This is a genomic window from Rhodopseudomonas telluris (assembly GCF_042432815.1).
GTDB lineage: Bacteria > Pseudomonadota > Alphaproteobacteria > Rhizobiales > Xanthobacteraceae > Rhodopseudomonas > Rhodopseudomonas telluris.
The window spans coordinates 16,070-28,619 of record NZ_JBHLWM010000008.1; the positions used below are offsets into that span (position 1 = coordinate 16,070).

A 12,550-nucleotide genomic window follows, 5' to 3' on the forward strand; every position below is an offset into this window, starting at 1 on the left:
GGGGGGCGAAGTGGGCGGGGCATAGCAAGGAGACCATCATTGATCCCGGAGGACGCCCGGATTCAACTCTTGATCGGATCGCTCGCGATCGCGGTATTAGCTCTGGGGTTGGTCGTCTGGCAGCTCTATCGAGCCGGTATGGCTGCCTGCGTCGGCGCTGGGCCGGCTTAGGTCAGCTCTGCCGTTGGGCGTCCGCCCCAGAACGTAGTCGCTCTTGTGCGTTATCGTACGCATCTCGACGGGTTCGCAATCCGCGAACATTGCAGCAAGTGGCTGAGGAACTGGGCGCCTCATATCGCGGTGGCGACGCCGAGTTGCGCCATTGCCGGCTCTCATCCGGAAAGCATTGCGCGTCTACGCGCCTGCAGTAGCAGGGGCGATCCGCATTTCATGCGTCCCCCGAACATCATGGCGTCGTGGGACCTGCAATACCTGGACCTCTGCGGTAGCGGCAGAGCGTCATTGGCAGATGGACACCAGCGCGCGTCTGTTCGCGGCCAAAGACGATCAGCGTGATCCTGACCGAAGAACGGCACGATGTCTGTCGTGATCATTGCTCTCATCGCGGCGGAAGCCGATGCGTCGCGCGGGGCTGGAGCATTCTCAACGGTGGGATGTTCGTAGCCAAACGCGATCCGGATCCATCATTTTTCCAACCGCAAAATGTGGAGGGTGGTCAGTGACGTTGACCGACCCAAGATCGCGAAGTTCCGGTGCGTCTTGAGTGCTATGAGTTGCGTGACGTACAGGGGATGGTGCGGGGCGTATGGCGAAGCGCATTGGAGTTTATGCTGGGCCTCGTAATAGTACGTAGTCCTGCGGCATGATGCGCAGGCCGTCCTAAGGTCAACCGCTTAAGGGCGTGTCGGCGACCTTCTCGCGTGCTAAAATAATAAACGACGGCAGATCATCTAAATCAAATGAATGGTATTTATTTTTAATAACTGATTTTAGTTATGAGGCGATATTTAAATTTGCTACCAATGCAAAAAGCGGCCAAAATTAGGGTATTTCTTCAGTTTTCGGATTGCGCAATCCTGCTGTTACTAAGATTGCGTTCGGTTTTGAGATGGATTTGTTCATCTTCCTGATTGGTTTGTTCATATTCGCGGCGGCCACCGTAATTCATCGTTCGCAGCGCGGAGCGAATGCCATTCTTCGATCAAAATTTGATTTCAACAACAGGCTAGGACGATGCTCGTCGGCTGGAATGGACTCGACTTTTTTGGAAGTTTACGCAAGCATCATCTGCGCTGAGCAACTCGCCCGCCCTCTGGGCTCACGCTAGAGCTTTAATCGTTGCCAGCTCTTGCCGGGAGAGGACGCAGAGTCGGGATGCTCAATCAGGTCCAACCACTCGCGAATCGACGAACGCATACCAAGTCGCATGATTGCGGTTTTGGCGGGGTGCGTTTTTCTTCAGGTTCAAGGAAAGTTCCAAACTTTCGATGTCGCAGAAAGAGTACAACTTCGACCCACACGCGATCCCGGCGGACTTGTTGGCCGCGATTGGAGAGGTTGCGGTCGCGTCTGCTCACACTGAGTATGTGGTCGAGCTGGCGATCCGCGGATGCGGAGGGAGCGAGGCTGCGTCCTCAAAGGGAATGACAACGCGCGGTGCGACGCGTTCTCTCGAGAATGCTTTGAACAGCATCGCAGCAAGTTCGAATGTCGACGACGATCGCGATCGTCTTGGGGAGCTCCTCGACCAGATCACCTATGGCTTTCAGCGCGCGGCGATCTACATCCACAACTCCGTTTGTGTGGATCCTCAGACCGGTCAATGCCTGATTGCGACGCGAGGAGATCGTGGCGAACTCAGCGGGGAGCTGATTCCTGTCACCGTTGCTGAAATCAGAGCTGAGGCTGATTTCATTTATCAGGGAGGCATCACTCTGCTGGCCTTCCTGATGCAGAAGAAGCTTCTGCCGACGCTTCGGCGCAGCGTGAGATCATCTGCGCAGAAGGGGCAAATGCCAAGGAAGCGAAGAGATCGTCGCGTTGTCGGGGAGTGAGGGGGGACTGATGTGTTTCGTAGACTGGACAGGGGGCGCCGTTGTTGCGCAGGAAATGCTCGCGCGGTGATGGACACGCTCTCAGCAAGATGGTGCGATCGAGTGTCGTGAGTTGAGAGAAGGCGGTAGCTGCGGAAATATGCGTGTGCAGAGTACGGCTGGTTTAAAGGCGAAGTTGACGCTGGGTGATGTTTCGTTACGCACGTGCCTCACTTGCAGATCGCAACTGAAACGTGCCGCGCGAAAATAGGCGGATTCTACCCAGCACACGCGTTTTTGTTCCGCATCACAGCAACCAATTAAGCGTCCGGGTATTATTCACTATGTCGGGACGACGGATGGGGAAGTCTATTAAATGATCACGAACGAGGCGGGGCGCATCGGAAGTAAATGGTTGAGTTGGCGACACGCAGTCGTTGAGCAGGGACGCGGAATGATCAATTTGTGGAAGCTGCCGGAAGCGTTGCAGCGCGATTATCGCGGATGCAGTCGAGTGGCGGTCCAGCGTATGCTCGTGTTAAGTGATTTTCGTCATTATTTAGACGAATAGTTGCGCGGTGTGATTTTGTATAATAGTGCACACGTCGACTACTCCACCCAGAATGCTCCGGTGGGCGGCGAGATCCGCTGGTCTACTTCGGAGATGCAACAAGACTCCCAAAGCCATGGCACGCGGAAATAGCAGGCAAGAACAAGTCGGAGGGTCGATTATGAGAGTGCATTATCTGCGCTCCACAGGCGCGGACGCCGTGAGCGCAGGATCGGAGAAGCGTAACAGCCGCTTGGAAGCTGCCTGGAAGACTCTTGATCCGACGGTTATGACCGTGGACGAACTGCTCATGTTTCACGAGCGGGTGGGCCAGATGCTATGCACCAAGCTGCAGTCGCTGAGCTCCAAAGTTCGGATGGATCAGGAAAAACTGCAGGCGCATCTGTCCAAGTTGCGATCCGGTCTGATTACGGTAAATGAGCCTGAACTTGAGGCTCCGACGAAACCGGCGCGGCGGCCGTATCCGACGGTCTATCCAAAGTATCGCAGCCTCCGGAACCCGTCTCTGACCTGGGCCGGACGCGGCAAGCAGCCGCGCTGGCTGCTCGCCGAGATGAAGGACGGCAAGACGCTGAGCGATTTTCTGATCGACAAGCCGACCAATAAGCGCCGAAAAGGACGATAGGTCGCTCTGCCCGGTGTCAGCTGTTTTGAGGTTAGGGGCCACCGCATCGCGCGGTGGTCCTTTTCGTTTTGCGCTGCAGTTCAAACCACCTGGAACTGGCACTAAGATGCTCTCGAACAGACAGCCGGGCGCTTGGCCTGCCCGCGCGGTGCCCTCCCGGCTAAACTCGCTTCCCATTTCGCCGAGGCTGGTTGGTTAGCTTGCTTGAGGGGCGACCCAAACGGGATGGCTTGAGCCATCTTCCCCAACCTCTCTCAATGGTTGCAGCGCCTGGCCCATGACAACGCGACGGCCGATGATACAGGTAATATATAACCGCTATTGTTGACTCGATGCGGTTCGCTCGACGTGCAGGGGCGGTGGAACGACGCTCGCATTTCGCTCGGAGGTCCTCATGTCGATCTGAGCGAAGTGCGACATATTGTCGCGTCCAATTTCGGCCCGTACGTTGTTCCGGGGCGGTGGGCGTTCGGGAGCAACGGGCTGCCGGGTGGGACTCGTTCGGGAAACCCTGCCGGCTTTTTAATTCGGCGATGCCCCTGTATCGCTCGTCGTGCTTCAAAGATGTGCTTTAAATAGCCGCCATCTTAATCAACTGCATTCATTAATGACGGGCTCTATTTTTCTCTTTTATACAAGCTTGGGCTCGTTCAAGGCCTTGGCAACCCTCATTTTTATGCCCGACATTGATGCGAAGGGCAGACGAATGGTTCCGTCTTTGGAACGTAGGGGGGGGGCACCAGTGTATCTGCCGGCCGTGCGCGACGTTGCTCTGTGCTGTGGGACGGCAGTGTCAACACATCCGCTCCAGTTAATTTATTTAAATTGGCTGATGTTGCGTATTATATTGTGCTGCGCGAAAATATTATCTAATGGTCGCGGGTGTGTTTCACGCGCACGTTTCGCCGAGCTTCTCGGCGTTCCGCCGTCAGACGGCCAGTCGCTTCGCAAAATGCGATCTGGAGCGGCCCAATTGATGCAATAAAAAGGTAGACGATGCGAATAGCGATGATTGGGACCGGCTATGTGGGTCTTGTGTCCGGTGCGTGCTTTGCCGATTTCGGTCACAGTGTCGTCTGTGTCGACAAAGACGCCAACAAGATCGCTGCTCTGCATCGCGGCGAAATCCCGATCTACGAGCCGGGGCTTGACGAATTGGTGGCCGCAAATGTTCGGGCAGGGCGGCTCGGTTTCACCACCGATTTGACTGCGCCTGTCGGTGATGCGGATGCCGTCTTCATCGCTGTAGGTACGCCGTCGCGGCGTGGCGACGGTCATGCCGACTTGAGCTATGTCTATGCCGCGGCCCGCGAAATCGCGGCCGCCCTGAAGGATTTCGCCGTTGTCGTCACCAAATCGACGGTGCCTGTCGGTACCGGCGACGAGGTCGAGCGGTTGATCCGCGACGCGCGCCCAACGGCCGACTTTGCGGTGGCGTCCAATCCGGAATTCCTCCGCGAGGGTGCGGCTATCCGCGATTTTAAATTCCCCGATCGTATCGTGATCGGCACATCCGACGAGCGTGCGCGCAAGGTGCTCGGCGAGATCTATCGGCCGCTTTCACTTAATCAGGGGCCTCTCCTCTACACCACCCGCCGCACCGCCGAGTTGATCAAGTACGCTGCCAATGCGTTCCTGGCGACCAAGATCACCTTCATCAATGAAATGGCCGATCTGGCCGAGCGGGTCGGCGCCGATGTTCAGGACGTCGCGCGCGGCATCGGGATGGATAATCGGATTGGACCGAAGTTTCTGCACGCTGGTCCCGGTTTCGGCGGTTCGTGTTTCCCCAAAGATACCCGCGCGCTCGTGAAGATCGGTCTCGATCATGAGACCCCGCTGCGCATCGTTGAGGCTGTGCTGGCGGTGAACGACAATCGCAAGCGTGCGATGGCGCGCAAGGTCTCGCAGGCGCTCGGCGGCCAACTGCGCGGCAAGACCGTCGCGCTGCTTGGGCTGACCTTTAAGCCTGACACCGACGATATGCGCGAGGCGCCTTCTATTCCCTTAGTGACAGGCCTGATGGATATGGGCGCGCGGGTCCGCGCCTTCGATCCCGCGGGCATGACCCAGGCGCGCGACGAACTGCCAGAGATCACCTATTGCGAGGATGCCTATCATTGCGCGCACGGCGCCGACGCGCTTGTGATCGTTACCGAGTGGGTGCACTTCCGTGCACTGGATCTCGTTCGCCTGAAGCAGGCCATGAAGCAGCCCGTGATCGTTGATTTGCGCAACGTTTATCGCCCCGAGCAGATGAGCGAATCCGGGTTCGCTTATTTCAGCATCGGTCGGGCGCATCACCGGACGACGATCGTTCCAGAGGTGGTTCCGGAAAGGGGGGATTGAAATCCCGGCTGGTCTGCTGAAGCGACGCTTGAATGAGAATTGCGGCGAAGCGCCTTGCATATGGGGGAGTTCGCCAGCCGGAGGTTTATTCGGCGACGCTGGGTGTGGAATGCAGAAGGTCCACGCCTTCTGCTTTTCGCGTGGCGGCGGCTGACGCGGCATCGCGCACTCGACGGTAGGCGTCGCGCAGCAGTTGATAGTCCACCGATTGCGGCAGTGGCACGGTCTCGTCGCCCAGCATGGCGAAGATCAAGACGTCGCGCAGCGTCCGCCAGCGGCTATCGTCGTAGTCACCGATCCGCCCTCCCGTCGGGAGCACCAAATCGCGTTGTTGCTCGAGATCGTATCGTACGCGTCCGTCCTGCAGATGGGTGGGGTCGCTCCCAACGACGAGCGGCACGCTTCGTGCTGAGTCGGCGTAGACGAACTTCCAGCCGTCAATCAGAGCCTCAAGAATACACAGCACTTCAGCGCGATGTTCCCGCAGTACAGTGTTGCTGGTGAAATAGACCAGGCCGGGGATGTGGATGCCAAAATCCGGCGGGGCTATCCGGTTGGTGCGGACGAAGTCGGGATCGGATGGCTGCGGCAGTCGATCGATAGACGATATGATCGCATCCACCGTTCCTGCGCGGAGAGCCGCGATGGAATTTGCTCCATCGACTTTGCCGATGCGGCTGCGCGGAAGCCCCAGCTGAGTCAGCATGGCGTCGACGACCAAATCGTCCTCGCTGCCTCTACGATAGCCAATCTTCTTGTCGATCAGATCTGACGGGCGCCGCAGGCCAGAGGATTCCAGCGTCAGGATGACGGTCGGCGTTTCCAGGAGGCTGGCAGCGAACGCCGTGATCGGCGCGCCGCTCCATGCGGCTGATAAAAATCGCACCCCTGTTGTAACGCCAATTCCGCCACGCCGGACGACGCTTGCGACGAAATCGGGAGCATTCGGTTCGGCGCTGACCTCGAACTTCCGGGGAAATAACCCCCTGCGCTGGGCGACGATCTCCCCGGCAAAACGTGGTCCGAGCCTGCCGTCGATCAGCAGTGCGGATGGCGCCGAATCACTTCGCTTCGCGACATGTGGAGTGACGATCTCGCGGCGGGGTGGCGCCGATTCCGGACGCAGGATCAGCCAGCCGGAGCCCAGCAATGCTGCGACCGCGAGCACGGCTGCAAAGAACCGTGGGCGTCTCCGTTGTGTTCGCTTTTTATTCTGCTTCCGTGGCAATTTTGATCTCAAATTAAATGGCGTATTTATTTTAAACACCAAAATTAAATAGGCAAACTGCCGGGATTGAAATATCTGTAGGTTCAGATTGCCGCTGGCGATTTAACTCGAGTGCGACGCCTCCGTGAGCTATTCTTCCGGAACGGAAAGTTTAATCGATGACGATCACCACCTCGAATAAACTGCCTCATCCCGATCATGCGGCGACGGTCCGGACCCCGTCGCCGAAAGCGCGACTGAACTGGCTGAGACCCGCCTTGATCGAACGGCTGCTCCCGGTGGTCGACGGTCTGATCAGCATTCTCTGCGGCATCGCCTGCGTCTTGTTTTACGACCTTTTCCCCAACACCGGCCCTTTCTCGATCGACACCTATGCGTCCGCCAGCCTTTTAATCGGCGTGAACTTCTGCCTGTTGATGATGTTGCAGGACGGCTATCGGGTGAAGAACCTAGTCGAGCTGTCGCAGCAGATCAAAATGACGATCGCGACATGGACGGCGGTGTTCGCCGCGCTGCTCGCAATTGCCTTCGCGATGAAAGTGAGTGGCGAGTTCTCGCGCGGCGTCACACTATCGATGTTCTCACTCGGTCTGGTGGCATTGCTGGGCTGGAAAACCTTGGTGTCGCGGCTGACCCTTTACGCACTGCAGTCGGGCGCCTTCGCCAACGGTCGCGTCGTCGTGATCTCGGAATCGGACATGCACAGATCGTCGGACGCGATGCTGGAGTTGCGGCGACACGGCTATCGAGTAAACCGTACACTCGAAATCAACGCGCACGACCTGACGTCGCCACTCATGATGTCGGCGATCGCGCCTCGCCTCAACGAGCTGATCGGCTACTGCCGCCATAACCGGATCGACCAGATCCTGCTGTTGATGCGTTGGGATCGGCAGAACGCGATCGACGGGCTGCTCGACATCCTCAAGATTCTTCCGATCCCGGTCTATCTTGTGCCCGATGCCAACGTCTCACGCTTTCTCAGCTATCCACTGGTCAATGCCGGCAGCACCTGGACGGCTGAACTGCGGCGGGCGCCGCTGAGTTGGAGCGAGCGGGCGGTAAAGCGAGTCGTCGATATTCTCGGTGCACTGGTGGCGCTGGTGGTGTTTGCGCCGGTGATGGTGATTGCTGCGATCCTGATCAAGCTCGGCTCACCCGGTCCGGTGTTCTTCCGGCAGACGCGCAACGGCTTCACCGGACGGGATTTCAGAATCTTCAAGTTCCGGACAATGAGGGTGCTCGAGGATGGGCCGAAGATCGTTCAGGCGACGCGTAACGACCCGCGCGTGACATGGATCGGCGCGTGGCTGCGTAAGACGTCGATCGACGAACTGCCGCAGCTGTTCAACGTCCTGAAGGGCGAGATGTCGCTGGTCGGTCCGCGGCCGCACGCCACGGCCCATAATTCCGAATACGAGCAGATCATCGCCAACTACGCGTTCCGGCACCATGTTAAGCCGGGCATCACCGGTCTCGCGCAGGTCAATGGCTATCGCGGCGAAACGAATACTCTGGAACTGATGCAGATGCGTGTTGAATATGACCTCAGCTACATCGACAATTGGAGCATCACGCTCGACATCGCGATCCTGTTCAAGACGCTGCTGGTCGGTTTTCATCAGCCGTCTGCGTATTGACGTCTTCGGTGCTGCGGCCGACCGCATCCGACGTCAGACTCTTGAAGATGGTCTCTCGTTGGCACTGCTGTCTGGAACTTAGCGCCTACCTTTGTCCGACCAGCGCCGCGACTATTGCCGGCAAGCGGATGCGTCGCTGGCCAGCGATGCCGGCGCGATATCTATGGTGCCGCCGCGGAGGAACTGGTTTCCCGTAACGACAGTGTCCTCCAGAGTTGAATCGACGCTGATGAGCGCGGCGCTGGGTGGGGCTGCCACGTCGATGACATTATCGCTGAAGATGGTGCAACGGGTCGTTCTCAGCCGGGTGCCGGGCTCTAGCTGCACCACGCGCCCGCCGGCGGGTTGCTCGCCGCGAAAACGATTTCCGACGATCTGATTGCCGTTGCCACCGTGGATGCGAAGAATCCAGGGTTGATAGGTGGCGTCCGTCCAACTGAATTCGTTGTCGGCGATGATGTTGCGCGCGGCACCGGGCGCGAAGATCAAAATCCCGCCGGTCGCGTTGTCGACGAAGCTGTTGCGAAGGATTCGGTTTCCGGAGATCTCGGCATCACCCTTGACAATCTGGATCGCCATCCGCGGACCATTCCGGAACGTGTTGCCCTCGATCAGCGTATTGGTGACCTGCTGCCAGATCACCGGCTCACCTTGCCGAATCTTGATACGGTTGGGCTCGAGATCAATCTCGGCCGACTCATAGACGGCGGGCGAGTATTTGGGATAAGCGTCGGGATTGCTGCAAGGCTCTCCCTTGACTGGACGGGGCTCGCAGACGATTCCGATCTGATTGCGTTCGAACAGATTGTTGCGCAGCACGTTGCCGTCGCCGTGGGCGATCATCATGCCGTTGCGAAGATTGCCGCGGACGGTGTTGTTTTCGATCAGATTGCCGACTGCCATGGGCTGTCCGTCGGGCGATTGTCCATGCGGCCAACGCAGCTTGCCGTTGCCGATGTCGATGGCGCCAGGATAGACGGTGTTGGCTCCCAGATAGATGCCGTCGCCGTCAAAATCTTCGGCGCGCACTTGATCGACGACCCATCCCTTGCCACCGAGAATCGCGATGCCATGGATCGCTCCCGACAGCGGCATAGGCCTCCCGGCGTTTTGCGCACGGCTGTTGCCGAGCAGTGTCAGCCGCGAGATCCGGACATCCTCCACGGAAGCGACGGCATTCATCGCTTTCGGCAGGAACATGTGCCCGGGGCGCAGTGGCGAACGCCCTTCGTGCGCTAGCGGCTGCGGCCGCAGCGTCAGCACAGACGTATCGCCTTCACCCTCGATCGCGATATGAGATGGGAGTTCGATCGAGCCGACGAGATAGCGGCCCGTCGGAACGCGGACCGTGCCCCTGATCTCGGCGGCGCGATCGACGGCCGCCTGGAAAGCTGCAGTGTCGTCGGTGGAGCCGTCGCCGCGGGCGCCGAAAGCGTGGACGTCGAGAACTGTACCGCTCGTGGCGGCGCTGGTGGTTGCGGGCGGCTGCAGAGCGAGTGTCAGACCTAGTACGATAGCGAAGAGCGCCGGGTGTGACGCGGACGGTCCTGCGTGGTTGGCGATCATGGCTGAGTTCAGCTCCGGAGGCGGGGGTATTTCAGACGCACGGCGCTGGGGGCGAGCCGGGGCGGTAGCCTGGCCATCAATGGGCGCTCAATGACGATGTGAAAGGCGAGGCCGGCCCCAGCGGCTGCGCCGATCACGAAGCTGAAGATCAGCCAATCCGGAATCGGGACTTGGCGTTGGAGATGCGTGAAAGCCTTGGAGGCCACCGAGACCACCGGGTAGTGCACGAGATAGATGGCGTAGGAGGCGTCTCCGAGCAGGCGAACGAACGGTGGCGCTGTGAAGCCCGAGCCCCGTTCCAGCGCGGCGGCTCCGGCAATCGTGAGCGCTGCGCCGACGCCGTAGATCCAGACAACCGCGATGGACTTTTCGTAGATGCCCATGACGAGCGCAGACCAGTTCGACAGGAAGATGGCTAGCCCAAGCGCAAGCACGACGCACGGTTTGGGCACCGCGTTGCGCCGATACAGCAACGCTGCGCCGATGCCGAAGCCGAATAGCAAATTATAGCCGGACAGAAGGCGATCGAGCGGCTCCGGCATGGTGGCGAACAGTCCCATCGAGATCGCCGCGAGGCCGGCGCCGGTGACTATCCAGCGCCATGAAGGTGCAAGCAGGATGATGGCGAATGCGGCGTAGAACAGAATCTCATGGCGCAACGTCCATTCCACTGACAGCAGCGAGGGGCCACCCCATGGCAGGATCAGGAAGTCCTTCACGATGACCCAGGGAAGCTCTGCCGTGGCGATGCGGTCCTGCGGGATCAAGAGAAAGAGCACTGCCTGCGAGGTCAGCACGACCCAGAGCGCGGGGTAGATGCGGCGGAACCTCTTCCAAAGAAACGGCAGCACAACGTCGTTTCGGCCGAGGTCGCGAGCATGCGCAGTGACCATCACGAAGCCGCTGAGCACGAAGAAGTAGTACACGCCGGCTTCGCCCGGCCCAAAGAGGGGAAAGATCTCGTGGCCAAGATATTTGGGCAGCCCGAGGGTCGTCTCGGTGTGAAACAGCACCACTGCGAGTGCTGCAAAGGCCCGGCCGATCTGGAGCGTCTCGATCGAGGACTTGACCGGCGCCTGGGACGGAATTGCCATGAAATTCTCTGCGATGCGCGGATCTGCGGTTTGGGGAACGGATTGGACGATGTGCCGTAGCAAGCGAAGGCGCGTTGCGGTTTGGTGGCCGCGTTCGTCTAGTCGAAGGATATGACCGCGAGGAAAATCAACAGCAGCTCCGGTGCGTACTCGTTCGATGACGCGGCGCTTGCCGACGAGGTTACGCCGATGTTTTGGTCTCGGCTGTTGGGCTGGGTATCGGCACGACGCGGGAGCCCAACGGGGTGAGCCCGGCTGTTGTGGCTTTGCTCTGGCCGGACAGGACACGATCGTACAATGCTTCCAGACCGTCCAAATGGCGATCTATGGTCGCCGGGGTCTGCCAATAGTTGCGATAGGCGGCATCGCCCAGTGCGGCGACAAGTCGATGGTTGGTGGCGAGACGTGAAAGCAGGTGCGCCAGCGCGGTGGCATTGCCGTTCTCGAACAGCAGGCCGGTCACGCCTGGTTCGATCGCTGCAGCCGGCGCCGTCTCGGTCGCGGTAATCACCGGAACGCCAGCGCTGAGCGCCTCGGGTACGACCATGCCTTGCGTTTCACGCCATAGCGACGGCACCACCACCGCGCGACTGGCGCGAATGGCCTGGGCGACGTTTGCGGCGGCCAACCAGCCGGTGATGGTCGCCGACGGAGCGATTCGTGCGACATCGGGTCGTAATTCTCCGTCACCAACCAGCACCAACGGCACACCGGCGCGTTCAGCAGCCTCGGCGGCGATCAGCACGCCCTTCTCGCGTGAGAACCGTCCGACATAAGTGAAGTGGTTCGACTGCGCCGGCGCGGCCGGGCCGTGATCGGCGACATCGATCGGGTTGGGGATGACGGTCATCTCCAGCCGATCCGAAACGAACGGCCGCATGATGCGGCGCGAATAGTCGGTGACGCACACCGCTGCCGCAAGGACTTCGGTGGCTCTGGCGAAATGTGACAAGCTGATCTGTCGCGCGACACGCCATAGCTTGTGGATCCGCGCCCGTGCGTCGCAATCGCCGGCGATGCAGTTCAGCGACATCGGCGTGCGCGGACAAGCGGCACCGGTCTGAAAATCGTGCAGTGCTGCGTTTGGACAAACGAAGCCGTAGTCGTGCAACGTCGCGACGACGGGATGACCTGATCGGCCTGCCGCTGCGAATACGCTTGCCGACAGCGCTTTCGACCAGCTGTGAAGATGAACGATGGTGTGCCCGCGGCTTGTGCTCGCCAGCAGGCTTCGGAGTTGATCTGCCGCCTTGGTGTTCCAAAGTGCCTGCGCGGCCAGCTTGATCCGCCCCCCGCTCGCTAGGTCTGCCTGGCCGAGCAGATGGACCTCGATGCCGGCATCGATCAACTCACGTGAAGCCGGCCCCATCGCGGCGAACACAATGACGCGGTGGCCGCGCTGGGCCAATCCGACAGCGGACTGCAGCGCGACTTTCGATGCGCCGCCGCCGGGGAAGGCGCGATCGTTGACGATGACCACATC

General features: G+C 59.6%; 9 protein-coding genes. 5 read left to right on the forward strand and 4 right to left on the reverse strand.

Annotated features, from left to right (window positions below):
* Nucleotides 1–1,448 precede the first annotated feature (1,448 nt).
* The 4 genes from ACFFJ6_RS17815 to ACFFJ6_RS17830 all read left to right on the forward strand — a co-directional run bounded on the left by ACFFJ6_RS17815 (nucleotide 1,449) and on the right by ACFFJ6_RS17830 (nucleotide 5,539).
* Complete coding sequence (locus tag ACFFJ6_RS17815; RefSeq protein ID WP_378390248.1) at nucleotides 1,449–2,015, forward strand: hypothetical protein; 567 nt, start codon at nucleotides 1,449–1,451, stop codon at nucleotides 2,013–2,015.
* Nucleotides 2,016–2,370: 355 nt separating this feature from the next.
* Nucleotides 2,371–2,565 carry a hypothetical protein gene (locus ACFFJ6_RS17820; protein WP_378390250.1) on the forward strand — a complete coding sequence of 65 codons (195 nt, stop codon included), beginning with the start codon at nucleotides 2,371–2,373 and terminating at the stop codon, nucleotides 2,563–2,565.
* A 160-nt stretch (nucleotides 2,566–2,725) separates the two neighbouring features.
* Nucleotides 2,726–3,190, forward strand: coding sequence for an H-NS histone family protein (locus tag ACFFJ6_RS17825; protein WP_378390252.1), 465 nt, complete (start codon nucleotides 2,726–2,728; stop codon nucleotides 3,188–3,190).
* A 996-nt stretch (nucleotides 3,191–4,186) separates the two neighbouring features.
* Entirely contained in the window at nucleotides 4,187–5,539 is a 1,353-nt protein-coding gene (locus ACFFJ6_RS17830; protein ID WP_378390254.1) for a UDP-glucose dehydrogenase family protein, read from the forward strand.
* A gap of 85 nt (nucleotides 5,540–5,624) precedes the next feature.
* Here the strand turns inward: ACFFJ6_RS17830 and ACFFJ6_RS17835 are convergent, their stop codons facing one another.
* Nucleotides 5,625–6,707, reverse strand: coding sequence for an ABC transporter substrate-binding protein (locus ACFFJ6_RS17835; RefSeq protein ID WP_378390256.1), 1,083 nt, complete (start codon nucleotides 6,705–6,707; stop codon nucleotides 5,625–5,627).
* A gap of 218 nt (nucleotides 6,708–6,925) precedes the next feature.
* On the opposite strand from ACFFJ6_RS17835, the gene ACFFJ6_RS17840 reads away from it, so the two are divergent.
* Nucleotides 6,926–8,407, forward strand: a complete 1,482-nt coding sequence (locus tag ACFFJ6_RS17840; protein WP_378390258.1) for an undecaprenyl-phosphate glucose phosphotransferase — start codon at nucleotides 6,926–6,928, stop codon at nucleotides 8,405–8,407.
* Nucleotides 8,408–8,518: 111 nt separating this feature from the next.
* Here the strand turns inward: ACFFJ6_RS17840 and ACFFJ6_RS17845 are convergent, their stop codons facing one another.
* The 3 genes from ACFFJ6_RS17845 to ACFFJ6_RS17855 all read right to left on the reverse strand — a co-directional run bounded on the left by ACFFJ6_RS17845 (nucleotide 8,519) and on the right by ACFFJ6_RS17855 (nucleotide 12,547).
* Nucleotides 8,519–9,973, reverse strand: a complete 1,455-nt coding sequence (locus tag ACFFJ6_RS17845) for a glycosyl hydrolase family 28-related protein (protein ID WP_378390260.1) — start codon at nucleotides 9,971–9,973, stop codon at nucleotides 8,519–8,521.
* Between the two features lie 8 nt (nucleotides 9,974–9,981).
* Nucleotides 9,982–11,067, reverse strand: coding sequence for an acyltransferase family protein (locus tag ACFFJ6_RS17850; RefSeq protein WP_378390263.1), 1,086 nt, complete (start codon nucleotides 11,065–11,067; stop codon nucleotides 9,982–9,984).
* A gap of 181 nt (nucleotides 11,068–11,248) precedes the next feature.
* Entirely contained in the window at nucleotides 11,249–12,547 is a 1,299-nt protein-coding gene (locus ACFFJ6_RS17855; protein WP_378390265.1) for a glycosyltransferase family 4 protein, read from the reverse strand.
* Nucleotides 12,548–12,550 lie beyond the last annotated feature (3 nt).

What these genes read in the sequence shown, in the direction of transcription:
- ACFFJ6_RS17815 (WP_378390248.1), top strand. Translation starts at nt 1,449, where the DNA reads ATGTCGCAGAAAGAGTACAACTTCGACCCACACGCGATCCCGGCGGAC.
- ACFFJ6_RS17820 (WP_378390250.1), top strand. Translation starts at nt 2,371, where the DNA reads ATGATCACGAACGAGGCGGGGCGCATCGGAAGTAAATGGTTGAGTTGG.
- ACFFJ6_RS17825 (WP_378390252.1), top strand. Translation starts at nt 2,726, where the DNA reads ATGAGAGTGCATTATCTGCGCTCCACAGGCGCGGACGCCGTGAGCGCA.
- ACFFJ6_RS17830 (WP_378390254.1), top strand. Translation starts at nt 4,187, where the DNA reads ATGCGAATAGCGATGATTGGGACCGGCTATGTGGGTCTTGTGTCCGGT.
- ACFFJ6_RS17840 (WP_378390258.1), top strand. Translation starts at nt 6,926, where the DNA reads ATGACGATCACCACCTCGAATAAACTGCCTCATCCCGATCATGCGGCG.
- ACFFJ6_RS17845 (WP_378390260.1), bottom strand. Translation starts at nt 9,973, where the DNA reads ATGATCGCCAACCACGCAGGACCGTCCGCGTCACACCCGGCGCTCTTC.
- ACFFJ6_RS17850 (WP_378390263.1), bottom strand. Translation starts at nt 11,067, where the DNA reads ATGGCAATTCCGTCCCAGGCGCCGGTCAAGTCCTCGATCGAGACGCTC.